This is a genomic window from Fischerella sp., assembly GCF_013388695.1.
Classification (GTDB): Bacteria; Cyanobacteriota; Cyanobacteriia; order Cyanobacteriales; family Nostocaceae; genus PCC9605.
The window spans coordinates 1-24104 of record NZ_JACAEU010000042.1 but is presented as its reverse complement, the minus strand read 5'-3'; the positions used below and the strand labels follow the sequence as shown (position 1 = coordinate 24104).

Below are 24104 nucleotides of genomic sequence, written 5' to 3'. Positions count from 1 at the left end.
TATGTTTTATACCTTTAATCTTCCTTCTGCCCTCTGCCCTCTGCCTTCTGCCTTCTGATGTTGAATACTCCAACGACCCTCAGCAACACCGAACTCGTTGACCTGTGGCTGCACGGCAAAAGCGCCAACACTGTTGACGGGTATCGTCGCTATGCCCAGAGGTTCTTTCGCCACATTGGCAACAAGCCTTTAAGTGAATGTACGCTCATGGACATTCAAATGTGGTCAATTACGCTTGGGGGTAGTAATAACTCTAAGCGGGTAGCCGTGGGAGCCATCAAAAGCTTGTTTTCGTTTGCTAAACAGTTAGGTGTCATCTCATCCAATTTGGGAATACTGGTTAAGTCCCCAACAGCAAAAAACAGATTGGCAGAGCGAATTTTAACTGAAGACGAAGTACAGCTAGTAATTAATAACACCACCAACGGACGCGATCGCGCTATCATCCGTTTACTCTATTTTGCGGGGTTGCGAGTGTCGGAATTATGTGCCTTAAAGTGGCGTGACCTCAAAGCCAGGGGTGACGGCGGACAAATCACAGTGTTTGGTAAGGGTGAAAAAACTAGAACTGTGCTAGTGGGTGCGGGTATTTGGCGCGAGATACAAGAGTTAAAAGGTTACGCTAGTAAAGATGACCCGGTGTTTGTGTCAGCTAAAGGTGGTCATCTGTGCCGGAGTATGGTTTTTCATATTGTGAAGAATGCTGCCAAAAGGGCAGGGTTAGAAGGTAATGTTTCACCCCACTGGTTAAGACACAGCCACGCCAGCCATAGTTTAGATAGAGGTGCGCCGATTCACCTACTGCAAAAAACTTTGGGTCATAGTTCGGTGGCGATTACCGAGATGTATTTACACGCCAGACCAACTGATAGTAGTGGGTTGTATTTGCCGGATGAGGATGAGTGATGGGTTGGGGGTAGGGAGTGCGATCGCGTCCGAACAAAACAGAATGAGCCGCGAGTGAACTGGCGATTGCCCTGGGCATTACCACTCCTCTTGCACATGAAGTTCCCAGCCATGATTTGCGATCCCCCGAAGGGGGCAGCGCTTCGCTATAGCTCAAGAGGAGAGAAACAGGGGAAAGGGCGCTATGCAAGGACTAATCATCAATCGCACCCGCTTCCTTCTGGGCTTGTACCAATTCCTCAAAAGTACACTGGTAAACTTTCATCAATTTTTCAAAGCCCATAGGAGTCATCCTGGGTGCAGTTTTAAGCTGATCCCAATTCCTAACTGTAGAAACAGCCACACCAAGTTCCACAGCTATTTCCTCTGCTTTTTTACCTACCCTAATCCTTAAGTCTTTCATATTCATATCAATAGACTACACCATCAATCTTAATACATTTAGATGGTACTAATCAATTGACAGGTACTAATTAATTATTAGATACTAAAAACAACAGAGATGGATTCGTTTCCTAGGCGGTGCCACCTCTGTTGACAACCCTTAATTAAAAGGTTTGATTTATTATGCACCAAACCAGAATTGATGCTCAAGTTCTGGCACAGCTTGAGTTGGAAAAATACATAGACGAGCAAGCACGGGATATTGCACCAGAGTTTGAAATCGATGCGGTGTATGACGCTGACTTTGGCACTCTATACCGAGTCTGGCAAGGCTTGAAGCTGCTGGGTACTTTCTACCGTGCTGATATTGATGGCTTGTGGGTAGCCCAGCCGTGTGATTGTGATGCCCGTCCTCGCTGCGAAACTCCAGAACAAGCTCAGTTGTTAATTATTGCCTTAAGTGGGTTGCTTGTAGCCGACGTGGCATAGCTTTTCTATTTCCCATCACAGGTGAGGTGCGCTTTATAGGCGTGCCTCTTAAAAAATTTTGAAGGTTTTTAACTATGACTGATAACACTTCTGGAATTTTGATATCTGATGCTAAGGATGACCAAAGTTACTGCACCCGTTTTGCAGATGGAGTCAGTGGGATGACGGTAACAGCTTTAGCTAAATTTTGCGGAACAAGTAAATCGGCAATTACACAACTGCTCAATCAAATCAGCGATTGTGACCCGTTCACGAATGAACTCGTAGAATGTCTAAAATCCTTTGCTGGCAATGATTGGAGGCTGTTCACGAATGACCCCTCTGGCAAAGTTTTCATTATCGATGAGGTTTGTCATGCAGTGTTGGAGTATTACGCACTCGAAGCAAGGAGGTATAAAGGCAAACAAATAGCAGTGAATAATTACCGAATGATTGCTAAAGCGGGGCTAAGGGTTTTTATCTGGTCACAAACTGGTTATTCTCCAGCACATGCAACTTCTGGTGGAATCATAAGCAAAGAAGAATTATCAGCCACCATCACCGCCGCACTCGAACGAGCGCTGACCCCCATCAACCAACGCCTCGAACAAATCGAGCAGCGCCTTAGCGCCTTACCACCTGCAAAACCCAAACGCCCCTGGACGCTGAGCGCATCTACGCCACCAGAAGAAGTGCCAGAAGGCTACCAGAAGCTAGAGGACGGCTCTTGGCTGTCACCAGAGGCTTATCAATCAATTCTGCGTCAGAGCCAGCGATCGCTGTTTTGGGACTTGCGACGGTTGAGGGATTTTGAGTGATTGGTAATTGGTAAGAGCGCCCACTACCCATTACCCATTACCAAAGAAGGCACATCAAGGCGGTTCCGGGTGGGCAAAGAAGGAGCAGGCGCGTATCGCCGTCTTTTTGTGAGCGGTCGCCCGATCGCTGTTTACATGGAGACGTACTTTGTGTTTGTGCGTCTGTTACCTAATGCAAGCTTGTGTGTTTGTGCGATCGCTCCTGATTGAATCAATGCTTATTGAAGGTGCGATCGCTTTGGTGTTCTGGTTACTGATTGCCGAAACGCGGAAGCGGATATCAGTCGGCGTTAAATACCCTTAACCCAGGCTGAATATTGTTGATTGACACGAGACTTAACATAACCAGCCTCATAACAAGCAGCGGCAAGCGCACCTCTGAGCGCAAGTTGATTAACATTGGGCAACTGCTTTTTTAACTCTTGCAGCGCTAACGATTCTATGACCACAGAATCGGCTCTTGCAACAAGCTTTGTCGCTGCCAATAGTTGCGGTGTAGTCGCACGCCTTGTTTTTGTCTCCCATAAGGGTTTGTTAGTGTCTAACGTAAAGTGTTCTGTAAATGAGAGCAACATAGTCGCGAATGCTTGTTTACGCATTAGCCAACCCCAACCTCCACTCTTTATACGCTTACCGTTGCGTTGATGAGCTTTTGCAATGAGCAAGACGCCATAACCAAAATCGAAGGCTAATCCTGTGTTAATTGCCCACAATGATTTACGTGGTGGTGACAAAGTGAATTTATAGATATCACTGTTTGGGGAAGCTGGTTCTAATTTGATGTGGAAAGAGCGTGCATCAAACACCCAAAGCATATGACCAAATTGAGTGTAGAATTGCTCACGCTTACTGATGTCCCAGGTGCTGATGCTACTGTGCTGGAACTCAACGATGAGCTTGCTGCCATCTGGCTGCGGTAAGCATAAATCTGCTCTATGCTTGTGCTTACCATTACACATAACGACTTCACGATACTTTGGAGCAAACATCGCCTGCCAGCTTAAATGCCATTGAGTCATAAAGCCTCGTGGTAGAGTAGCACCTGTAGCACGCATGGAATCCTACCCCACCTAACTGCAAGTGAAGATGGGGATGCAAGGACGATATTTTTTGGTCAAGATAGCTTAAATACTAGATTGACTTTTTCTGGCCAAAAAAGTCAAGCGTTGTCGTGACGGCGCATTAAAATCCTAGAAGCCCCGCAATATTTCACTGACAATGAAGTTTAACCGTCGGCTTTATCCTGAAAATTGGTCAGACCTTGCTCTAGCAGTTAAACAAGAGGCTAAGTGGTGTTGCCAAAAGTGTGGGTTGAAGTGCGTTGCTCCAGGTGAGGACACATCACACCTCACGCGGTCAGAGCGGATGGCGTATACGCTGCAAGTCCACCACTGGAACCGCAACCCAGCTGATAACAGAAAAGAGAATTTGGCTGCCCTCTGTAGTGCGTGTCATCTTTTTTACCACCAGGGCGGTAAGTCTAATGTTTCGCCAGGACAATTATCGTTGTGGTAGGGGCTTCGGTAAGGTGCGATCGCTTCCACTCAAACCCAAAAACCCCGTCATTATGACCGGGTTCGAGTTGGGGTAAGTCCCCTTGGTTTAGTTATATAAGTTCGTTATAGTTGCTTGTCTATTAATTACTCCAACAGTGGGCTTATTGATTTCGGAAAATTGGGAATGATGTTGTAAAAGTGGTGGGTGGTGCGATCGCTTCTTTGTCGTTTCAGAAATCACGGACTCTACAACATTTAAGTTCCAAAGCGGGAATTCCCGTAACGGAGTTATATCAAGCGCCAGAGCCAACGGTCATTGCCTTGGGAATTACGACGGCTTAGGAACTATTCGTTCGTTGAAACCGGGGCGATAAACCTCCGGTACGCGGAAGCGATCGCCCCCATTCCTGATAAGCATCTCTTATTAACGCTATCAGCCTTTTGTTGTCAAGTCGTGTTGACCTTTTGTAACAATATTGTTATATTTATTTACATAAAGAAACAAATAAAGGAAACGAGCTATGTATACAACAGTTAATGAAGACGGCGTTTTAAATAACTACGCAGCTGAACCCAAGATGTACTATGCCGAGTACCCCGCAATTTGGCAGCAACGCAAATACGTTATCCAAGCTGTTTTTGCTTCAGCCATTGTCACTACTCTAGTTTTGGTTGGTTTTAGTGTTAGCTAAGATTTTTTGTTTCTCGCTATATCTCCCATCACATTTGGATTTCTCTGTTGCCTCGGTACTTAACACCGGGGTTTTTTGTTGTTATGGAGTGCGATCGCAATTCAACTGATCGATTACATTGCTCCCGTTGTGTCCAAGGCTTAAAACCAGCATGGCCTACTACTCAGGAATAGGCGCATTCACATCAGGGTAAAGAGCGCGGTATTTTTCCCACTGCTGACGGTAAAACTCTATCCCTGATTGAGTAATAACCAGCTTGGTTGAGTGCTTACCGTCTTTCCAGTAGCCTACTTCTTTAACTAGGCCGTTATCGGTTTTGTAATAATCTCGCAGTCTCAACCAAGTCCATCGCCAACTAAAACCAGCGTAATCTCCAAAGCTTGCGTCACTTATGCCGTTCTCACCTGCTTGATAGGCAGTGACTAGTGCTTCCCACTGCCTTGGTTTTTTAAATGTATTACGCCTAGTCTACAACTTTGACTTTGGTCAATTGATATTTTTCAGAATTTGAGGCGTTGCAGGAATATTGTTCGTATTTTCAGAAATTTTTGACCAGAGACTGGAATTCATGCTCTGTGTCATTGTCTTATGCCACTCTAACAACTCAAAAACTCAAATATCTGAAATTTCAAGTTTTTGAATATCTAAAATTTTAGGTATGCAATTGGACTCGCTGCTATCAAAACCCCTTCTATTTATTGATACTTCTGGCGATTTCAACTAGAACGCCTTTATTATGAATACCTGAGTACGCGAGTATTTAAGTATGCAATGAATGACCAGATAGAGGCTTATCCCCTCACGTGGCCCGTGACATCACCCCGAACTCTAGAAAGTAAACGTAAGGAAGCAAAATTTGAAGTAGGCTTTAGCGTGGCCCGCGACCATTTGCTTAACGAGCTAAGGCTACTGGAAGCCAAAAACGTAATCATTTCCAGCAATGTACCCCTACGTAAAGATGGCTTGCCCTATGCAAATTTTCGTGAGCCAGCCGATCCGGGTGTAGCAGTCTATTTTAATTTGAAGAAAAAGTCATACGTACTAGCCTGCGATCAATGGTCTAGGGTGAAAGACAACCTTAGAGCAATTGGGCTTCATGTAAACGCTCTCCGAGGAATGGAGCGCTGGGGAGTAGGGAGTATTGAACAGGCATTTATGGGCTACCAAGCTTTACCACAAGCTCAAAAGTCTGATGAGGTTGTTGAAAAGTCGTGGTGGATTGTTTTAGGTGTTAATCGCAGCGCCTCACCGACTCACATCAAGGAGGCTTATCGACAGCTAGCAAAAATTCATCACCCTGATAGCCAAGGCAGTGACGAGAAGATGGCTGAGATTAATAGGGCTTATCAACAAGCAAAACAAGAGCGCCACCACATGGGTTTTAATTGAAAATAATATTGAGTACTTGAGTATCTAAATATGCAAATATCTAAATATTCAAATTTTTGAGTACGCAAAAACTCAGCTACGTGATTTAACCCATTCGTCCAAAAGTTCCTGCACTAACTCGCTAAACTCTCGCTTTTCGCCTTCTTTAAGCAGTTCGATTTTCACCGCTGTATGTGTCTCCTTGCGGATATATGCTGTCACCTGCTCATAGTCAGGGTCAGAGCGCTTGCCTTTGGGTCGTCCCCGTTTTGGCTCAACTTCGGTTTGGTGCGTGGGTTTTGGTTCAGCAGTGGGTTGAGTTTCAGTAACGGGACTTTTGAGATTTGGTTCAAGCTCCAATTCTGGCTCTAGTTCATGAGTTTTCACCGCATCCAAAAGACCCTTAAACTTACTAACTTTACTCTCCTTACTCATTTCATCACCTCCTGACCGATGTGCTGGTAGTCTCGCCATGCCATCTTGGCGCGTTGGTCTGCGACTTTATTAACTGGCACACCAGCGAGTGCTGCTTTTTGAAACGCAACCGCATCACGGACACTCCCCTTAAACACAGGTAATCCCGCGTCAGTCAGCATTTCTCGCGCTTCCTCCCCATCTCGCCGGGGCTTAGGTGGAACGCGAGTAATTAGAATGCGGTATTGGTCAGCACCCAACGACTTGAGAGTACTAACAGTTTGCATCAAAGCATCAAGCGATAAAGCATCAGGGGTAGTGGGGAGTACAAGCAAATCACACCCCTCTACCAGCGCTTCTAAATCCTCTTTTTCCGGTCTTGCTTGGGTGTCGATGACTATGTGCTGGTATTTAGGGGCAAATTTAGCCGCTTGCCTTTCATCAACTACCTTAAACGGCAGTTCTCCCCTTCTTGCCCAACCACTAGCAGAACGGTTGGGGTCGCCGTCAATCAGCAACGTCTCTCCCTTAGCCTGGAGGTAAGCAGCGAGGTGAATAGCTGTAGTCGTTTTGGCGACGCCCCCCTTAAATGATGCAACTGTAATAATCATGGTGTTATCTCAATATTAAGTTTTTAAGTTGCTAAAAACTTGACTTTTTGCGTTTCTAAAATTTTGAATACGCAAAAATAAAAAAGCCTGATGCTATTACTGTAGCAGGATTGTCGGGTTTGAAATATTCAGTACTTGAGTATTTAGATATTTGAGTACGCAAAAATCTAAAAAACTAGAAACAGTTCCGAACATAGCCCAGTCTCCAGTTATTTGATTTTCCAGGTATTTGAGTACGCAAAAACTTAAAAATTTATGTGAAGCAAACTAGAAAATAATGCGATCGCTCCCCTCGACCCGGAGCCGCTGTTCTTGACCGCACTTCAAATCCATTGAGTATCAAATGCATCTTGTCCAGTCCCATAAACTAAGTCCCCGTATTCCTGCCACTGGGCAACTTCTTGAGAGGAGAGTGGGGAAGCGTGCAGGACAGATAGATTTTCCTCTAGTTGCTCTCTGGTTTTGGGGGCAGTAAGTGCCAGATGTACCGCCGGATGACGTAGCACGTAGCGGTAACAATCTGCTGCGGTGGGTGGTTTAGAGTGCCAGTTGGGATGTCCCTGAAGCAGAGTCCTCCAACGTGTGCAAGTAAATGCCACTACGGGAATATCAGCTTTTTGATCAGCACAGAGTAGTGAAGGCGGTTTTTTGTGCGATCGCATAACACACAGGCATTGAAAAGTTATTGGTGCGATCGCTATCAGAGATAAAAGTCAAATATGCTACAGCCTAGTTGAACAATTCCAGAAGAATTAGTGACCAGACAATTAAACCAATTGCCATAACTTCACACGACAACTGGTAATTGCCCGCTAGTGTCTGCCGGACTGTCGGCTCGACAATTTTTAATAGTAGGGCAGACAGGGAGATATTGTATGGCAGAAAACGTACCCAACACTACCGAGAATCTGGCAGACAGTAAGCCAGAAACTATAAATAGTCTGGCAGACAGTACGCCAGACAATACCATGTGTATGGCAGACAGTACGCCAGACGACAGACAAAATAATGATATTTTTTCTAAAATTTCTATATTAGAATTACAAAAAAAATATGGCATTGGTCGTGACTCGTTGTATGGTCGGATGCGTTACCTCCAGATCACGACCTACAAGGTAAAGGGTAAGGCTTATCTGGATGCCGACCAGATAGTTCACATGGACGGACTACACGACCATATCCAAGCGACCGGAAAGATGGAAGGCTACCCCATACCCGAACCATCCGGGCCAGTCGAAGTAGAAGAGACTGAACCAGACGCTACAACAACAACAACGACCCTGACAGTTGCCGAGACGACTCAAGTCACAACACCAAGTTACACACCCACACAGAAGCGATACTCCCAGGAGGGAGTCGCTTCGCGAACGCAATCTTCCCAAGTAGAAGATGCCGCCGCCATTGTGCAATCTGCTCAGAATAAAGCAGCCGGTACACTGATTGCAGAAAACATACTAGCCAGACACTTCATTGAAAATCCCGAACTACTATCAGACGAGTTAAAGGCAAAAATCAAAGAGTCGGGGGAGATGCCAAGTATCGACCCTTTCGCATACGCGGACTCGTTGATCAATATCGCAATGGGTTCTATAAGCGCGGCCTGAAATTCTTAGCAATGGTAGCAACTGGCGCATTTATCGCAATCAATGGGTTTAATCCCTTCTCGCTATTAGCATTAGGGATAAGTGGAGCGTTGGCGCTATTCCCCAAACTTACCTCGTTGAATCGGGAGTCAGGAGTTAAGAGTCAGGACTCAGCACTAACAACTGAGGACATACCCGCGCCTGGGGCCTTCCGCATCTACAGACAAGCAGAACTCAACCGGACTACAGCCTCACTGCTGGCTAATGGGGCTATCCTCATCGCTGGTGAGGATGGGAGTGGTAAATCTGTTTTAGCTAATGCAGTGGTGGAGAAGCTGCAAGGTGACGGGTTTATGGTAGCGTTTATCGAGCCTGCAACCCCTAAGCAGATGCTTTTAGAGATCGCCCACCAGTTCGACATACCAACCGAAGACCTAGAAGGCAAGTCACTAACAGCCGACAAGCTCAAACGAGCGATCGCTACTTTCTTAGAGGAAAACACAGCTTTCCTAATATTGGACGATGCCCATGCCTGTGATGCCAAGTTTCGTATGTGGCTGAAGCAACTACGGCGAAGTGGTGTACCCATGTTGCTACTTGCCACCGATCCACCGCGCACCGACATCTTTATTAACATTCCCCGCATCGAGCTTAAGCCATTGCCTGAGTACGCAATTAGAGAAATCATGGTTCAGGCAGCGATAGAGCGAGGAATTAACCTTAAACCCTCAGACTTGGCCAAACTGCAAGAACGCGCTGGGGGTAATCCGATGCTGGCAATCCGCGCAGTAGATGAGGAATACTTGGGGCTAGAGGTCGAGTCAGGTGACCACCGCCGTTACTTCGACATCACACCATTAATACTCCTGGCGGGTATCGCCTTTGTGATTATGAGGTTCATTGGTTTAGGAACCTCAGACCAAGCACTATATATATTTGGAGGTATCGCCGCAGCCATCTTCTTGGGCTTATCACGCTTGCTGTATAATCTGCCACGCGAAAGCCAGAGGATACGGTAATGCTGGGAATATCTCACCTACTGATTAGTGGCACTGCTACCAGTTTGCTCCTTGGAACTGCAAGTCCGACAATTATCGCGGTGGGTGCGATCGCTGGTTTATTACCCGATATCGACGTTTCCACCTCCCCGGCTGGGCGTGTCCTCCCGTGGGTGAGCGGATTCTTTGAAACTAGGATGCCTCACAGAAGTTGTACACACAGCTTGGTTGCCAGTGGTGCGATCGCTGCGGTTGGGTATGGTGTAGCCCTCTTTAATCCTCATTTTGTTAATCTCGTCCACGCTCTCAGCATCGGCTATTTCTTCGGCTGGTTTGCCGACGTATTCACACGGGGCGGTGTAGAAATGTTCTGGCCTTCCCCGGTGCGGTGTGTCTGTCCCGGTAATCGTAATCTCCGCTTACGAACTGGGAGCAATGCTGAGTATTTTGTGTTGGTGGTGCTGATTGCGATCGCCCTGGCAGTGTTCAACATTAATAATAGTGGCGGACTTTTCACCCAGTTCAACAGACTGATTGCGTCACCGTCTGGCGTACAGCACATTTACAATGAATCCGGCAGTACGCACTTGATTAAGGCCAACATCAAGGGAGTAAGGACAAGCGATCGCTCTAAAGTTTCTGGGCAATATTTAATTATCCAAGCCCAAGGCACAGGCTTTTTAGTACAGAGCGACGACGGCAGGATTTACAAAGCTTCGACTGAACCGGATGCCCAAATTTTCTTAGAGGAAATCACCGCTGATGTGGGCAAGCCAGCCATCACTAATATTGAAGCTGTGACTCTGGAGGATGAACCGATTGGCCCAGTGTTGGAGAAATTTAACCGCGCCGGGGCGATGGTATTTATTTCTGGTCAGCTGTCCTTTGACACTTTGGACGGCGTAAATCTGCCGCGTGACCCCTACCAGTTTCCTTACATCAGAGCAAGTGACAGCACAGTCACCTTGGAAGCTGCCCCGCTTTCCATCGTTCAGAAAAGCTTGGGTGAAGAGTTCGCCATAGGCCAGTTGCAAATAAGGATCATCAATACGAATAGTCAATAGTCATTAGTCAACAGTTAGTAGTTAGTGGTTAGTGGTTATTCTCCCACTCTCCCACTCCCCACTCCCCACTCCCTAATCCCCAATCCCCATTACCCCTTATCCCCAGAGGGGGCCCCACCTTCCCCAATCCCCAATCCCTATGCCCAAACCACTACCACCTCAAACCCTCAAACCTAATCAGACAAAGAAAACCATCACAGAATCAGCATCAAGCGGAATCTTGCTAGGTGAAAATGTGTATTGGAATCCTGCTAAACTTCGTAACGGTCACGCCGTTATCCTGGGGACTTCTGGAAGCGGGAAGACTCAGACCCTCAAAGCACTTGCTTATGAACTACCATCATTATTTCCTGACATCAAAATAGTAATTACAGATTTTCACGGAGATTTAGAATTACCTGGAGAAGTCTGTTACTCGCTTGATGCTGAGTCACCACATGGTTTAAATCCTTTGGTGCTTGATTTAGATCCAAAAGGTGGTGGCCCAGATTTACAAGCGATCGCTGTCTCATCTATTCTGAGAAAGTCCCTAAAAATGGGAGATAATCAGCAAGGTTTGAGCTTAAATGCCTTGATAAGTTGTTATGAAAATAGAGGCATTTTTCAAAACAATCAATCAACTTGGACATTAGAACCTCCTACCTTTGCTGACTTAGAAAGTGAACTTCAAAGTCGAGTTGAAGATGGTTGTAAGGATTCGCAGAAATTATTATTAAAATTGGCAGCTACTTTTAAATACGGAATTTTTAGCAAGCCTCAACCATCAATGAATTTTCCCATTGTCAGATTTGACTTGTCTGCATTATCTAAAGTACCTGGACTAAGTGCGATCGCAGCAGAAACCCTATTAAAACAGCTTTTAGACAGTCATAAGTTAATGGGCGAAATTGATGGTAGAATCCCACGCTGCTATGCTCTATTAGACGAAGTAAAAGAAGTTAAATCATCTCATACGCTTGAAAAAATCACCAGTGAAGCGCGAAAATTCGGTTTAGGAATAATCGTTGCCAGTCAGATGGATTCAGATATTTCTAATACTGTTTTAGCTAATTCATCAACAAAGATGGTTCTTGGAGTAGATCAGGTAGAAGTTGTTAAGGTTGCACGAAGATTTAGATTTGCACTTAACTTAGTTGCCAACCTGCAACCATTGGAGGCATTAATTAGGATGGATAATGATGGATTTCATACTAAAATAAAGCCGTTTTATCAGCGAGTTTAAATAGTAGTTTATTGTTCTCAAGATGTAGGAGATACAGCCATTTGCCATGCTGTTTCAAACTGCTCAACATAAAAGTTGAACCATTCTAAATCCTGGCTTCGCGTGATTTTGATAATAGGGCGCATGGTATCTGGAACACGCAATGTGGACAGCCGCATAATAATTTGCCCGGACGATAGATGAGGATCGAAAACATACATTACATAAGGTGCTAAATAATCAATAACTTTAATTTCCAATTTACCTACTGTGCTAGAAATTGCAATACTATCAAGTCGTCTAATATTTCTTAGCAAATCATTGTTTAGATCACTTTCACTCAAATCTTTTCCACGAAATGCCGCCATTTTCAACGCATTACTCGATGGCTGGACAAGAAGAAACTTTGCTTCTAAACCAGAGGCAATGCCTAGCTCTAAATCTTGCTGTAGAAGAGGTATATGTGTAGTGAATGTGGTTCCCCAGAAATAAGCTTGTTTTGATTGTCGTAATAATTGAATAATTTCAGATATATCATCACCATTTGTCATCAATTGACTAGCAGATAATGACTGATTAATTTTAAGTTTTGATAGGGTTGCTTGTATTTGCTCGTTTTGATTTCGCGCAACTAACAGGTGGCTTAAAAGAAGAGCTAATACTGCAAGGATAGCAGCAGACACAATGCTTTGGTTAGCAATTCCGATGACTCCAAAAATTGCAATTACTAAAGAAAGTGATGCAGTAATGTAGATATCTAGATTCTGACCATTTCGGATATCTTGCCATACGTGCCTTAAAAATTGCATAAGCTTGTTATTATCTAAAGTTTTAACCAATTCTAAGCGTGTTTTGCCCTCTGCTTGACTGACAAAACTCAATTAGCTCCCGCAGTATGATTTGACTGTAAACTCTCTTTTGTACTGCTAGCGAGATACTTTTCCTCTTTTTGCAAGGGTTTTGGCGTTTACAGTTCGACCTTCGACCACTTTATATATGTATTATTTCGCTAAATTTTATACTATTCTGCAAACTGTTTTAGGTGTTTTAGCCAAGCGCATCCAACTTACCGTTTGAACATAGTCTTCCTTACAACAGAAGACTTGAGCTATGCAAACTAAGGTTTTCCAGCGCTTGTGGGAACTATAGGAGTAGTTTGTAATATCAAGTCTTTCTATGAGCGTATTTAGTAGGAATAACCTGATTACTTATTGCTGTGTGGGGATAATCGGGCTGATTATTGCAATCAAGTATTATCCTCAGAATCAAACAGCGATGTCTAGCGACAAGGCTAGCGCCAACGCTAGTAAATCAGAACCTACACATACTACTAATAATGAAAATGATGAAGAAGAACTAGATGATAATTCTGCGATCGCAGTCCTTCAACAAAACCGTCCTCTAAGAATGACTCTATCCGTTGATAGTCCGTCATTTTTAAAGGTAAAACTTGGTCAGAAAATTAAACAGGGTGACATTATTTCTGATAACTCTATAGAACGAAATAGATTAAATAAACAGCGTCAAAGTTTACAGCTACAAATTGATAATTTAAAGTCAAAATCTATACCAAAACCCTTTGAACCAAAAGCGCCACCCCAACTTGCCCCACTCCCAAGTGCAAATTTCCTAGAGGAAGAATCGGCGATCGCTCAAGCTAAACTCAAACTGCAACAGGCTCAAAGCATTTTAGAAAGTCGCACAAAGCTACTAAATAGTGATAATCCTGAAGTTAGAGCAGAAGGAGAAAAGGCAGAATCAGCGCTCAATATTGCATCACACAAAGTACAAGAGCAAGAAGAATTACTACGCTCAATGCAGGATATGAAGCTGGAAGCGTCTGTACTGCGACATGAAGAAGCTAAATTGAAGCAATTAAATAGTGAAATGGAGCAGGCCCGCAGTGGGTTAGACCAAGCACGGGCCAAATTAAATGCTAGTGCGATCGCATCCCAACAAGAACTACAAAGTTTACAAATAGCCGTGCAAATAGCCCAATCTGACTTACAGATGGCAATGAGCAGGCTGGAAACTGCAAGGAATAATCGGAAACTGGTGGAGTATCAAGCATCTATCGAAGCCGCGCAGCGCGTGGAACAGCAAAATCAATCCAATCTTGCGTACACTCGACAGATGCAGGATTACGAGCAGCAGATTCGAGACAGAGATTATCAGTTGGCACAGTTGCAGATATCACTTGCTGCTATCGATGACAAAATCAGTCAAATCCCTGTTGTGAAATCGCCCAAGACTGGCTATATCAGGAGAATCAAGCCTTGGGTGGGGAATAATGGCAAGTACACAACCACTATTACAATTAGCTCTAGTCCTAAATCTGGTGACAATCGGAGCGATCGCTCCAGTGATGGGGCAGACTCCACCAGCACCAAAGCCTCCCCCACAGGCACAACCACAACAGGCGCAACCATTACCCAATGAGGAAGAAGAGACAAAGGACTCTGAACAGCCTGACTCGGAGGAACAAAAAGAGGAATTATCGCCAGAAGAGGCGCAACAAGTAGATGCTGATGCTGATAGCGAACTGCCAAAGCCAGAGCAGAATCCTTTTAACAAGCCTTCCATCGATGCCATTATCCTTCATGAATTCAATGAGGATATGTGGCGTTTGTTACGTGGCGGACTTCCGTGCTTAGAAACATCGGCAACATGCCTGCAACAACTACAGGATAGAGCGATCGCTCAAAGTCCCTTACTCAAAGAAATTGATACTCGGATTGCTGAAGCGAACGAGCGAATTAACGAGGCAAAGGCGCGAAACCAGCGCTCAATTAAGCTTTCTATCCTCACTCCAGCGCTGCAATATCTTCTTGGCCCGGCTCCGCAAGCAGGTCAGCCGCAGAAGAGAGGGTTAATTGAAAATATCGCAGCAATTATTAGAGGAGATACAGGAATAATTAATGGGCTTTTGAGTGTGATAGGCATTCCACTTTTTCAAGGTGTACAGGGTGGAAATTCGGAGGCACAAAGTAGAGCGATCGCTATCTCTGATATTCAAGTGAAAGTGGCAGAACTCCAGCGGGGACGCGCACAACTGGCAGAGAATATCAGAGAAAAGGTAGCAGAAGCATTGATTAGATTTGATGAGGCTCGTGTAGAATATCAAACTTCTCAGGTTGTTGCTAGTAGAGCAATTGACCAATTCAAAGTATTTGAAATCCGCTACACTCGCGGAAACAGCGACACAGAAACATATCTACAAAGGCAAAATCAACTAGATAATCAAAAAGCCCAAACTTACAGGGCTTGGGCTAAAATGCGGCGAAGTCTATTCACAATAAAGCTTCTTGTTCTTTCTGTAAAAGATGCTGAGATTTGATTAATTTGATAACCATTCTACAGGCACATACCCTACACCATTTTTGCAAAGTGGAGGACTACTTACAAAAGAGGCCTCTTCTCCAATATAAGTTTTTCCATTAACAGTTATTTGTGAGAAATCTAGCCACCAGTATGCAGTACCACTAATACTTTTTGGCTTTTTCAAAACTGCAAAGCCACATTTGTTAAATGTGACACTTTTTCTTACTTTTTTGTAATAAATGACCTTATAAGCCTTATTTGGTTCTTTGTTAGGTAAATAAATATTTCCGTTTGAGTCCTTAAATCTAGCATCTCCATATTGATTAGGAGTTAAATTCTCGCTCAAAATGCCATTGTTACATGCTGGTGGGTTTTTTATTGGTAAATGACTTACTGAATCTACTCCAGCCCCATTTGGAGACCATTCTTGTTCGTCACTATAAGATATAATTCCAGCCCCCTTTATTACAAGTATTCCACAACTATTAGAAATTAACGCCTTAACAACTGACCCTTCTGTCATTTCCCCTACATAGGTTCCTGGCTGACCACTCAAATAAAAATAATCTTCGCCATATCGATAAATATAATTTCCCTTATAAGGAATTCCATAAGCTTTTGCTGAAAAAATTAATAAAAAACTTAATACTGAAAATAATGACTTTATCTTCATATAATTAACAACTAGGTAGATTTTGAACTTCCTGTAAGCTATTCCAAATCATCAGATATAATTGCCTTAATTACAGGCTTATATACGTCAAACTGAACTTGATAATTTGGCTGAGTCCGTATAAAAATATTATATTTTCATTGTCTTTATAAGCCGTTGCTGTCGCTGCTTGTTGTCCGTAAACAGGAAATTGAAGCAGTAGTATAAAAGCTATTAAGTTTAAATTCAAAAACCTTATTGACATGGTTGTAAAACAGGTATAGATACTCTGTATTTATTTCCTAAAAATTGGGATGTGTCATCAAAATAGATGTCTGGATCGCCCTCATCAATTAATTTGTGAACTTCGATTGTTCCCGGATCTCCTGTATAAACTGAGGTCGAATTGTCATTCCAATTTAAATTGTTGAAAATAACTCTCCCATCACCATCAGGATTAGCGCTTTCTGAAGCTTCTTCAAAATCTGTATAAAGTTTGTAAGTTCCGCTTCCTGTTGGAACCATTGCAACTATTTGACTACCAACTCTACACATTTTTTGTCCTGCTGGTGGTGTTGGTTTCGGTTGTTCAGGTGGAGGAGGTGGAGGTGGTGGCGGCGGGGGCGGAGGAGGAGGAGGAGGCGGTGGTTGTTCACAATTTGGCGGAGTACCTGTGTACCCTTGCGGGCAAGTTGGCGGCGGTGGTGGTGGATCATCACAATTTACACCTACAGTACAAGCATTACCTGGGCCTGGACTGGGTGGAGGGCTAGGATTATTTGGCGGCGGATTCCAAGAAGTTGACCCACCAGAAATACTTGCTATTTGAGTACTAGATGAAAACTGAATTGAATTTTGCTGCCGCCAGGTGCTAGCGGCAATAGAGTTTATAGGGATTTGGGGCGGATAACTTATATATAACTTGCCTTTTCTACAAACTATTCCCCCTCCCTGTGCAGCACTCTTTAGCGGGAAGGCATCATCACCAACAATAATTGCTCCCGGTTGTGGATTTCCTAGCCTTAAAGAAACAAAACCGCAGGAATTAGCTTTTAACTTCCTAGTAGGAGTTGATGAAAGCAATCTAATAGTTTGGGCGCTAGAAGGAGTCAGTCCAGAAATCCAAATTGTTCCTTTGCTATCCTTCCAAATTTCCCGCTCAGGCTTTATCTGTCCAGCAGTGCAACTAGTTTCTTTTACAGGAACATTCGCGTTATTTTCAAAGCCGTAAGTCTCACCTTTTTTCTCATCTCTAATCTCAATGCGATCGCTCTGCTTTACAGCCCCTCCTGAAGCGATTCGCAAGATACCACAACTATTGGATGTTCCAGCTCTGATTAGAGGCATTCCACCCAAATCAACAGCATAGGATTTATTAGGTTCCAATCCCCTAATTGAAAAGTATCCATCTGAGCCTAGATAACCATCCAAGGCAAGTGCAGAGGCAGGAAACCCAGCAGTGATGAAAGCAATAAATAGTAAAATTTTCTTCATTTTTTCCCTTCAAAAAATAGCGATCGCCCCTTCCTCTAAGAAATTGATGAGCGATCGCTGCTGACCTCAGAACTGATTTTTATGGCATCCAAGCAGCAGGAACGTAGCCGTATGGTGTACCATTTACTGTTCGGCAGTAAGGGGGGCTACCTGCACTGGGGAGAGAAGAGAGGGTATAGCTAGTTGAGTCTACGGAGAAAGAAGCTGGCAATGTCTGTCCGGTGCTTGGCTTCAATACCCCAAATCCGCAGCCATTAACAGTTACGCTCCGAGTTGTAGCCGCAGGAAGTGATACTGATACAGCTGCCCCTGGTGTTTTTCCAACAATTACCACTTGGTTATTAGGGGTTTTAAAGTTAGTAGTCCGGGCTTCTGCAAATGAGCCATTTACACAGCTAGGCAAAGTTTGAGTCGGTAAGGTTGAGGCATCAACTGCTGTTCCATCTACCTTTAGCCCTGTGAAACTCCCTGATGAAGGAGGTGAGATTCTCACTTCACCGCAAGAACCAGCCAAACGCGCTGTTGGTTTGTCGGAACTACCCAAATTTACGCTGATTTTGCTTCCAGGAGTTGCAGAAAATACTACTACCTGATTACTCCCATCCATCGCCTTATATACAGTAGCGCTTTGATAGGGAATAGCAAAAGCACTCAAAGGAGCGAACAATGCACCAATTGCAGTAGTAGCGATTAATCCTGATTTAATTAGTTGAAACTTTTTCATACATCATCAATAGTAATGTACTATTTTCTCTTATCTTTACAACATATTTGTCTGTAATGTCGTTTTTATAAAACAGCAATCTCACTGAATAATCATCTTTTTTTTTAAACTTGATTAGATTAGTGCAAGCTAGAATTTATGCTAGGTGTTTGTAAAAAAAACATGAATATTTACTGTATTTAATAGGTAATTATTTGTTTGGTATATAGATAATTTTATAAACAAGTATCTGGCAGATAGTTATTAATAAATCATTATTGTCTGCTCAATAAAATTTCCTCTTCTGGCAGACAATCAAATAGTATCAAAAAGTGTCTGGTAGAGATAAAATAACTGTCCGCCAGACACATGAAAATAAGGAAAGTTAGAAAATTTAGATTACTGGGCAAACTAATCAAAGTATCACAGTCGTTATATTCAATGCTGAAAAAGCTCCTAAATAGCCCAGTTTTCTTAGTTGCTTCTGTAGTTGTTATTGCTGCTGCTGCCGCTACACTTTCCCCTAGAACTAAATCACTTGTAGAAGCGGCGGCAGACTCCACATCACCCCGCTCAATTCCCCTGTCTGAACAGTGGACGGTGGTATCGGTTGCAGACGGGGACACCATCACGGTTAAACGCGGTGCTGAAACTAAAAAAATCCGGTTTTGTGGGATCGATGCACCGGAGACTCCAAAACCTGGCAAGCCTGGGCAACCCTTTGGTAATGAGGCGCGGGAGAAGTTGCGATCGCTCGTGGCAACAGCGAAAAACCAAGTAATCATCATACCTGTAGAGACAGACCGTTATGGGCGAACTGTTGCAGAGGTGATGGCTTATGGTAAGGGTGACGTTGAGGTCAGCTTCCAAGAAGAAATGCTCAAAAGCGGTATGGCTAGAGTCTATCCGGCTTTTGTTGCTAAATGTCCGAATGCCGAAGTATTCAAGCGTGCCGAAGAAATAGCAAAGTCTAAAAATTTGGGAGTCTGGGGGGATTCGTCAAGTATCCCCCCTTGGGAATTTAGAAAGCAACAACGTCATAATAAAGGTAGTTGACTGTTATTAGCAGGCTTACCTAATACTGTAGTTAATTCTGCACAGGTATTGTTTAACCATAAGTAGTAATGATGTAGATACTTTTTTTGATGATAAAATCAAGAAACTCATTATTTATATTAATTTTCTCATTCGTTATATCATTACTACTTGCATTAATTCATACTGCATTTACAATAAATGTAATTATTAGTATATTCGGGCTAACTTTATTTTTGTCAGGTATATTTTTACATTTAAAAAATTACAACATAGTAAAAATTCAACCTATATTAGTACTGATAAAGCAGATAATACCACCACGAAATAATCAAAGAACAGTTAATACAAGTGGTGGTGCTTATAATGAAGAAATTAAAGGGAATTATATTGCAAGGGATTCTGTAACTAAAAATACTAAGAATATTAGTGTTGGAAACATAGAAGTAGAAATCAACCCCAATAATATTGTTGAGACATTTGATGAATTTAGGGTTATTTTGACGCAAAGTATAACTCAAAGCTCGAATGCATTAGAAGCAATATCTGAGTTTGCAAAGGAATTAACTGAAGAATTACGCAACCGTCCAGAAGTGAAAGTCTGTTTCGGTGTAGATGAAGATATTAGCGAAGAAGAATTAGTAAATAAAATTTTCATAAATTTATTTGCTAAAACTTATGACAAAATTAACGAAATCAATCAAATTACTCGAATTACTCAAGCCGACCAAACTCAAAAAATAAATATTGCCAATGGTTCAGGATTTATAGAACATTTTGAATATCGTGGAAATAATGAATATGATATTTTATATAGAGGATATACAATTCACTTGTTTCAAGAGAAATTTAAACGGTGGCTTTATAGAATTAAAAGAAGTGATTCATCTATTTCTGAACATAGTAAACATTCACGTAATATATACTTTGCGATTGGAAGAGCTATTGACCAAATAGATAATGAAATTGACCTGAAATGGAAAAATAGTATGAGTAATCCTGAGTAAATTAGATTGACTACTTAGTAACCAATTAATCCATATCACTGCAAGTTCTCCAGCTTTCTTATTCAAGTGCGATCGCTTTCGAGACTATGCCAGCGTTGCAAGTCTCTATCTATTGCCATAAGCTATAATGTCTCGACTCGACTTAGTAAAACGTAAAAAAGCTTAGCTTATATTGGCAACAGGAAGAACCTACGTGAAAATAACTACAATATACGAAACTACTTCTTCCAGGGTAATAAACTTATGGCAGGCGATCGCACCATCAACACGGGCGGCGGCAACTATAATGAGCGCATCGACGGCAATTACATTCAAGGAAATTACTACGCCGCAGGACAACCGCAAAGCCTCGCTGAGGCTGCCGCAGAAATTCAAAAACTCCTCGAACAATTAGACAAGTCGTATCCAAGCAATACCACTACAGGCAAGATGGCGATCGCAACAGAAACCATCAGCCAAATCGAGAGCAACCCAACTTTAGCCGCACGAATACTTAGCGCATTAAAGGCAGGTGGTGTCTCTGCATTCGAGCAATTCCTTAATCATCCCGCCGCTAGCTTTGTGATTGGTGCGCTGGAAGATTGGCAAAATAGTAAGGGAACTTGAGTATAGTTTTGGGCTTCTATTGCTCGTGGATTCATCTAACCACAGTTCAAAGAAACTCGCTTGGTATAGATTATGGCGGAAAACAGAGAACCAGGGCGACGTGATATCAATACAGGCGGCGGTAATTACAATGAACGCATTGAGGGTAATTACATCCAAGGTAATTACTATGCTGCTGGAGTTTCTTCAGAACAAAAGAAAATTGTTCCAGAGATATGTAAAAATCGAAAATCGTTAAATGAGTATTTGGATGTCACAGTTACAAATTTAAAACAAAAGTTTGGCTTTTCGGATATAAAAAACAATATTTATGATGAGCAAGCCTTAAACTTAGTGGCGAGAAAGACAAAGTTTGATATGTCAATTGGCTTTATACCTATGAGAGGAGAGGCTTTTGTTATATTCGCTGAACTTGAACAAACTAACGCTGATTATTTAAGAGACTTTTCTACGCGATGTCTAAAGTATGCTAAGGCGAAGACAAGTCTTTCTGATGTTGGAGAAGCAATTTATGACTGCAAATTTCCTACTAATCTCTGTTTTACAGTTGCTTTAGTAGATGAGTTAGACGAAAATACAAAAAAAGCTGTCAAAACAATAAATCCTTTAAAACATTCAGTTGATTTTCTTTGGTACGAAATACCAATTGTTTACGAATTAAACAAAAAGCAGTTGTATTTTTACGAAAAACCATCCGATTGGACTGACCATTTTACAGGTGAAGTAGCTTGGAAACCAATCAGAAAAATTATCCACGAAGCGTTGATTTCTTAACAAAACCTAACCATACCGCGCTGATTGCGGTTTAGTAGTAGAAATTTCCGACTCTCGCAGCAGCAACCTATTCCCCTGCCCATCTCTGCACTCATAGAACATGCCCAAGCTGCGACCATCCGCAGTACCGCGAATTGTAACCCGCTTGCCATACTGCGGCATCCTGGGATCACTGACATAAACCTTCTGCCCAATTCTAAAGGTAGTTTGCATAGTGCAATTGTACTATCGTACTAATAATAGTAGTACACCAGGCAGAAGGAAAAAATTAAGATAGGAGCGATCGCACCCTACAGCATTTAATTGTCTTGAAAACTCACAAGACTTGAAGAAATAGCGATCGCACCTGATCACTACAAAGTAAAGTCCTCAACCTTTTTCACCCTGATAATTAGCTCACCCCCAAGGAGTTCAACTAGCTTTTTTACAGTTTCAAACCTTGCTAGCTCAGGGTTACGAACAGCCCTTCTGATGTTGGTGCTGTATTTTTTTGCTAGTTCTGTAGGACTAAGTTCCGGGTGTTCGAGCTTGCCATATTCAACAGCTAGCTGGTAGTATGACCAGCCCTTTTTTTCCATCAATTGTTCAAGTGCGTTTTTTTGCTCTTTTGGTGGCTCGGACACGAGAATAGTTAACATATAGTTTAAAAATAAGCTTTTCTATTTTAGATGAGCAGCTGCGGTAACAGCTGCTCGTATGATTTAGAAAGGTTCTTTGAGTTGCATCACTCGCTCTACCCAAGCAGGGGCTTTTTTGCCATTACTAGGGGATAAGTTGTTAAATTCTTGGCGCAGTTGTTCTGGCGTGATGTCTGGTAACTGTTTGGATGCCCAGGCGATCGCATCTTCTTCTGATTTCCAAGTCTTCCAGGGATGTTGTTGCTGTTGTGGTTGTTGGGGTTGTCCAATCCAAGCTTTTAGGGTGTCAGCGATTTCCTTGCCTGGGTTGAGAAAGGTTTTATCAGCCAGTTCTGGGCAACGACTTTTGCTGATAGTCAAAATGTGGTTGTAGTCTAGTTCTCCGGCTAAATCAAACTCGTACTCAATCCCGCTACTTTGAATCGGAGCCGTACCAATTTTCTTGGGGGCTTGCTTGGTCTTGCCATCTTTTGCGGTGTACTCTTCCATAATCCATTCTGTTTTACTTCGCATAGTTGCAATGATGTGTGACGAACTGCCTATCATTGCGTCAATAAGCTTGCGCTCTATCGGTCTGACGTTTTTCCAGCCATCAAAGCTTTTACCAGCTAGTTCTAGTTCCGAGAACCAGGCATGAGATAGCGAGTCAATGATGATTACCTCATAACCTGCTGATTCTGCTGCTTTGATAGCCTCGATATACTTGGCTGGGTGGTGGTCATTGAGTTCACAGGTGTCAAATGTAAATCGGTCAGCATATCTGCTGGCGCTGTTGTGTTCCGTATCGATTACGGCGATGCTAGTACCTAAGTGAGTAGCAATAGATAATGCCGAATAGGTTTTTCCTGAACCACTTGCCCCCGATAATGCAAGTCTAATTTTGATGTTGCCTTTAGTCGCTTTTTTAAACATGGTTTATGGTTACCCCAACTGCTATGGTTGGGGCGCTACTGGTTTTTAGAAGTGGTCAAAACTTGGGGTTTCTGGATTGAAGCCAATTTCTAGCTGATATTCCCGGTCATGCCAGCCAAGAATGTACCAAGGGTTCTCGGAGTGCTGGGGTGATAGTCCATAGTTGCGATCGCTCTCTCCCATGTCAAACCAGTAGATAATTTCGTAGTCTCGCTGTTCTTGCAGTTCTGCAATTTCGCGGTCGATGTCTGCAATGTTGTACATTTGATTTACCTCTTGTCGATTTAGGGGTGACTGCCGCTTGCTCTTGGTCGGGTTGGGCGGCAGTTTTAAAAGTTAGACAGTTTAACGACTTATCCAGGTCGAGACGCTAATTATTCTCTAAATCTTCTAGAGCTTCTTGCAAATATTGGATAGCATAATCCAAGTTATCTAAAAAGCTTTGATTTGGCTCCTCGTTATCTTCTTCGTTGATAATTTGTTCAATTTCAGATATCAAGTTACCAAGCTTTTCTTCCAATTTTTGTTGTTGTTGTTTTTGATTTTTTTTCATTGCTGTTCTCCCCAATGATTAAGAGCTTTACCCTCTCTTCGAGACGCTACGCGAACGCTTATGGCTGTGGGCTGGCAGCCAGTTAAAACTAAAAAAGTGATAGTTGCTTGTATCTAATCTCTCTGGGATGTTCTTTTTCTATCCAATCAAAAGCAAGTGAAATATGTAATATCAGCCTTTCCCATTCCATTGTCGGTGTAGCTTTTTCAGCCGTCTTTGCTGCTGCATATTGATTGATGTGTTTAGCCATTTCCAGCATATGTGAATAGCAATCAAAAGCTATTTCATGCAGGGTAAGCTCATCTAATTTAGTATAAAAATAGCTTGACAAATTAAACAAGACAAGAATAATCAGCGGTGTAAAAAACGTACTTGACATCAGAGCAAGATAAGTGAGATGACTTCC

34 protein-coding genes and 1 pseudogene are annotated in these 24104 nt (G+C 42.8%); 18 read left to right on the top strand and 17 right to left on the bottom strand.

Annotation, left to right across the window (positions count from 1 at the left end):
- Positions 1 to 6: 6 nt before the first annotated feature.
- Complete coding sequence (locus tag HXY43_RS06840; RefSeq protein WP_290881528.1) at positions 7 to 174, bottom strand: hypothetical protein; 168 nt, start codon at positions 172 to 174, stop codon at positions 7 to 9.
- A 33-nt stretch (positions 175 to 207) separates the two neighbouring features.
- Between HXY43_RS06840 and HXY43_RS06835 the strand changes: the two genes are divergently transcribed.
- Positions 208 to 906: a tyrosine-type recombinase/integrase gene (locus tag HXY43_RS06835; protein WP_290881526.1), complete on the top strand. Its 699-nt coding sequence runs from the start codon at positions 208 to 210 to the stop codon at positions 904 to 906.
- A gap of 193 nt (positions 907 to 1099) precedes the next feature.
- On the opposite strand, the gene HXY43_RS06830 is transcribed toward HXY43_RS06835, so the two are convergent.
- Positions 1100 to 1315: an XRE family transcriptional regulator gene (locus HXY43_RS06830; protein ID WP_290881524.1), complete on the bottom strand. Its 216-nt coding sequence runs from the start codon at positions 1313 to 1315 to the stop codon at positions 1100 to 1102.
- 158 nt (positions 1316 to 1473) lie between these two features.
- Here HXY43_RS06830 and HXY43_RS06825 point away from each other — a divergent pair, with 158 nt between their 5' ends.
- The 4 genes from HXY43_RS06825 to HXY43_RS06810 all read left to right on the top strand — a co-directional run bounded on the left by HXY43_RS06825 (position 1474) and on the right by HXY43_RS06810 (position 2880).
- The gene (locus tag HXY43_RS06825) at positions 1474 to 1779 is read left to right on the top strand and encodes a hypothetical protein (protein WP_290881522.1); all 306 of its coding nucleotides are present in this window, start codon (positions 1474 to 1476) and stop codon (positions 1777 to 1779) included.
- A gap of 74 nt (positions 1780 to 1853) precedes the next feature.
- Positions 1854 to 2576 (top strand): hypothetical protein, encoded by a 723-nt coding sequence (locus HXY43_RS06820; protein ID WP_290881520.1) that lies wholly within the window; start codon positions 1854 to 1856, stop codon positions 2574 to 2576.
- Entirely contained in the window at positions 2577 to 2786 is a 210-nt protein-coding gene (locus HXY43_RS06815) for a hypothetical protein (protein ID WP_290881518.1), read from the top strand.
- A complete protein-coding gene (locus HXY43_RS06810; protein WP_290881516.1) occupies positions 2749 to 2880 on the top strand; it encodes a hypothetical protein in 132 nt (43 codons plus the stop codon). Before HXY43_RS06815 ends, HXY43_RS06810 begins: the two co-directional genes overlap by 38 nt.
- On the opposite strand, the gene HXY43_RS06805 is transcribed toward HXY43_RS06810, so the two are convergent.
- Positions 2867 to 3631: a hypothetical protein gene (locus HXY43_RS06805; protein WP_290881514.1), complete on the bottom strand. Its 765-nt coding sequence runs from the start codon at positions 3629 to 3631 to the stop codon at positions 2867 to 2869. The two genes, HXY43_RS06810 and HXY43_RS06805, sit on opposite strands and share 14 nt — an antisense overlap.
- A 163-nt stretch (positions 3632 to 3794) precedes the next feature.
- On the opposite strand from HXY43_RS06805, the gene HXY43_RS06800 reads away from it, so the two are divergent.
- Together HXY43_RS06800 and HXY43_RS06795 are read left to right on the top strand one after the other, a co-directional pair.
- Positions 3795 to 4091, top strand: a complete 297-nt coding sequence (locus HXY43_RS06800) for an HNH endonuclease (RefSeq protein WP_290881512.1) — start codon at positions 3795 to 3797, stop codon at positions 4089 to 4091.
- Positions 4092 to 4593: 502 nt separating this feature from the next.
- Positions 4594 to 4764: a ssl1498 family light-harvesting-like protein gene (locus HXY43_RS06795; protein ID WP_290881509.1), complete on the top strand. Its 171-nt coding sequence runs from the start codon at positions 4594 to 4596 to the stop codon at positions 4762 to 4764.
- Positions 4765 to 4923: 159 nt separating this feature from the next.
- Here HXY43_RS06795 and HXY43_RS06790 read toward each other — a convergent pair whose 3' ends face one another.
- Positions 4924 to 5103 (bottom strand): hypothetical protein, encoded by a 180-nt coding sequence (locus HXY43_RS06790; protein ID WP_290881506.1) that lies wholly within the window; start codon positions 5101 to 5103, stop codon positions 4924 to 4926.
- 432 nt (positions 5104 to 5535) lie between these two features.
- Between HXY43_RS06790 and HXY43_RS06785 the strand changes: the two genes are divergently transcribed.
- Positions 5536 to 6153 carry a DnaJ domain-containing protein gene (locus HXY43_RS06785; RefSeq protein WP_290881504.1) on the top strand — a complete coding sequence of 206 codons (618 nt, stop codon included), beginning with the start codon at positions 5536 to 5538 and terminating at the stop codon, positions 6151 to 6153.
- Between the two features lie 72 nt (positions 6154 to 6225).
- On the opposite strand, the gene HXY43_RS06780 is transcribed toward HXY43_RS06785, so the two are convergent.
- The 3 genes from HXY43_RS06780 to HXY43_RS06770 form a co-directional block, all read right to left on the bottom strand.
- Entirely contained in the window at positions 6226 to 6567 is a 342-nt protein-coding gene (locus tag HXY43_RS06780; protein ID WP_290881502.1) for a hypothetical protein, read from the bottom strand.
- A complete protein-coding gene (locus HXY43_RS06775; RefSeq protein WP_290881499.1) occupies positions 6564 to 7157 on the bottom strand; it encodes a ParA family protein in 594 nt (197 codons plus the stop codon). The genes HXY43_RS06780 and HXY43_RS06775 overlap by 4 nt, the downstream gene beginning before the upstream one ends.
- Positions 7158 to 7480: 323 nt before the next feature.
- Positions 7481 to 7819: an aldo/keto reductase gene (locus tag HXY43_RS06770; RefSeq protein ID WP_290881497.1), complete on the bottom strand. Its 339-nt coding sequence runs from the start codon at positions 7817 to 7819 to the stop codon at positions 7481 to 7483.
- 213 nt (positions 7820 to 8032) lie between these two features.
- Between HXY43_RS06770 and HXY43_RS06765 the strand changes: the two genes are divergently transcribed.
- From HXY43_RS06765 to HXY43_RS06750, 4 genes are all read left to right on the top strand, one after another.
- Complete coding sequence (locus HXY43_RS06765; RefSeq protein ID WP_290881495.1) at positions 8033 to 8761, top strand: hypothetical protein; 729 nt, start codon at positions 8033 to 8035, stop codon at positions 8759 to 8761.
- An 11-nt stretch (positions 8762 to 8772) separates the two neighbouring features.
- The gene (locus HXY43_RS06760; RefSeq protein WP_290881492.1) at positions 8773 to 9759 is read left to right on the top strand and encodes an ATP-binding protein; all 987 of its coding nucleotides are present in this window, start codon (positions 8773 to 8775) and stop codon (positions 9757 to 9759) included.
- Positions 9759 to 10802, top strand: a complete 1044-nt coding sequence (locus tag HXY43_RS06755; RefSeq protein ID WP_290881489.1) for a metal-dependent hydrolase — start codon at positions 9759 to 9761, stop codon at positions 10800 to 10802. The genes HXY43_RS06760 and HXY43_RS06755 overlap by 1 nt, the downstream gene beginning before the upstream one ends.
- A 139-nt stretch (positions 10803 to 10941) precedes the next feature.
- Positions 10942 to 12024, top strand: a complete 1083-nt coding sequence (locus HXY43_RS06750) for a DUF87 domain-containing protein (RefSeq protein ID WP_290881486.1) — start codon at positions 10942 to 10944, stop codon at positions 12022 to 12024.
- A 17-nt stretch (positions 12025 to 12041) separates the two neighbouring features.
- On the opposite strand, the gene HXY43_RS06745 is transcribed toward HXY43_RS06750, so the two are convergent.
- Entirely contained in the window at positions 12042 to 12884 is an 843-nt protein-coding gene (locus tag HXY43_RS06745) for a hypothetical protein (RefSeq protein WP_290881484.1), read from the bottom strand.
- Between the two features lie 394 nt (positions 12885 to 13278).
- Between HXY43_RS06745 and HXY43_RS06740 the strand changes: the two genes are divergently transcribed.
- Together HXY43_RS06740 and HXY43_RS06735 are read left to right on the top strand one after the other, a co-directional pair.
- The gene (locus tag HXY43_RS06740; RefSeq protein ID WP_290881482.1) at positions 13279 to 14442 is read left to right on the top strand and encodes a hypothetical protein; all 1164 of its coding nucleotides are present in this window, start codon (positions 13279 to 13281) and stop codon (positions 14440 to 14442) included.
- Positions 14369 to 15340, top strand: coding sequence for a TolC family protein (locus HXY43_RS06735; RefSeq protein ID WP_290881480.1), 972 nt, complete (start codon positions 14369 to 14371; stop codon positions 15338 to 15340). Before HXY43_RS06740 ends, HXY43_RS06735 begins: the two co-directional genes overlap by 74 nt.
- On the opposite strand, the gene HXY43_RS06730 is transcribed toward HXY43_RS06735, so the two are convergent.
- The 3 genes from HXY43_RS06730 to HXY43_RS06720 all read right to left on the bottom strand — a co-directional run bounded on the left by HXY43_RS06730 (position 15341) and on the right by HXY43_RS06720 (position 18194).
- Complete coding sequence (locus HXY43_RS06730) at positions 15341 to 15997, bottom strand: hypothetical protein (RefSeq protein ID WP_290881477.1); 657 nt, start codon at positions 15995 to 15997, stop codon at positions 15341 to 15343. It lies immediately after the preceding gene.
- Between the two features lie 234 nt (positions 15998 to 16231).
- On the bottom strand, positions 16232 to 17470 hold the full coding sequence (locus HXY43_RS06725) for a hypothetical protein (RefSeq protein WP_290881473.1): 1239 nt from the start codon (positions 17468 to 17470) through the stop codon (positions 16232 to 16234).
- Between the two features lie 79 nt (positions 17471 to 17549).
- A complete protein-coding gene (locus HXY43_RS06720) occupies positions 17550 to 18194 on the bottom strand; it encodes a hypothetical protein (RefSeq protein ID WP_290881470.1) in 645 nt (214 codons plus the stop codon).
- 420 nt (positions 18195 to 18614) lie between these two features.
- Between HXY43_RS06720 and HXY43_RS06715 the strand changes: the two genes are divergently transcribed.
- The 4 genes from HXY43_RS06715 (at position 18615) to HXY43_RS06700 (ending at position 21595) form a co-directional block, all read left to right on the top strand.
- Positions 18615 to 19229, top strand: coding sequence for a thermonuclease family protein (locus HXY43_RS06715; protein WP_290881467.1), 615 nt, complete (start codon positions 18615 to 18617; stop codon positions 19227 to 19229).
- A gap of 215 nt (positions 19230 to 19444) precedes the next feature.
- Entirely contained in the window at positions 19445 to 20215 is a 771-nt protein-coding gene (locus HXY43_RS06710) for a hypothetical protein (protein ID WP_290881466.1), read from the top strand.
- Positions 20216 to 20458: 243 nt separating this feature from the next.
- Positions 20459 to 20821, top strand: a complete 363-nt coding sequence (locus tag HXY43_RS06705) for a hypothetical protein (RefSeq protein ID WP_290881463.1) — start codon at positions 20459 to 20461, stop codon at positions 20819 to 20821.
- 72 nt (positions 20822 to 20893) lie between these two features.
- A complete protein-coding gene (locus HXY43_RS06700) occupies positions 20894 to 21595 on the top strand; it encodes a hypothetical protein (protein WP_290881461.1) in 702 nt (233 codons plus the stop codon).
- A gap of 6 nt (positions 21596 to 21601) precedes the next feature.
- Here HXY43_RS06700 and HXY43_RS06695 read toward each other — a convergent pair whose 3' ends face one another.
- From HXY43_RS06695 to HXY43_RS06670, 6 genes and pseudogenes are all read right to left on the bottom strand, one after another.
- On the bottom strand, positions 21602 to 21808 hold the full coding sequence (locus HXY43_RS06695) for a hypothetical protein (RefSeq protein WP_290881459.1): 207 nt from the start codon (positions 21806 to 21808) through the stop codon (positions 21602 to 21604).
- A 140-nt stretch (positions 21809 to 21948) separates the two neighbouring features.
- Positions 21949 to 22233 carry a hypothetical protein gene (locus HXY43_RS06690; RefSeq protein WP_290881456.1) on the bottom strand — a complete coding sequence of 95 codons (285 nt, stop codon included), beginning with the start codon at positions 22231 to 22233 and terminating at the stop codon, positions 21949 to 21951.
- A gap of 63 nt (positions 22234 to 22296) precedes the next feature.
- Positions 22297 to 23145 carry an ATP-binding protein gene (locus HXY43_RS06685; RefSeq protein ID WP_290881455.1) on the bottom strand — a complete coding sequence of 283 codons (849 nt, stop codon included), beginning with the start codon at positions 23143 to 23145 and terminating at the stop codon, positions 22297 to 22299.
- A 45-nt stretch (positions 23146 to 23190) separates the two neighbouring features.
- Positions 23191 to 23409: a hypothetical protein gene (locus HXY43_RS06680; protein ID WP_290881454.1), complete on the bottom strand. Its 219-nt coding sequence runs from the start codon at positions 23407 to 23409 to the stop codon at positions 23191 to 23193.
- Between the two features lie 106 nt (positions 23410 to 23515).
- Entirely contained in the window at positions 23516 to 23698 is a 183-nt protein-coding gene (locus HXY43_RS06675) for a hypothetical protein (protein WP_290881453.1), read from the bottom strand.
- Between the two features lie 88 nt (positions 23699 to 23786).
- A pseudogene (locus tag HXY43_RS06670) lies at positions 23787 to 24104 on the bottom strand (hypothetical protein); the annotation flags it as partial.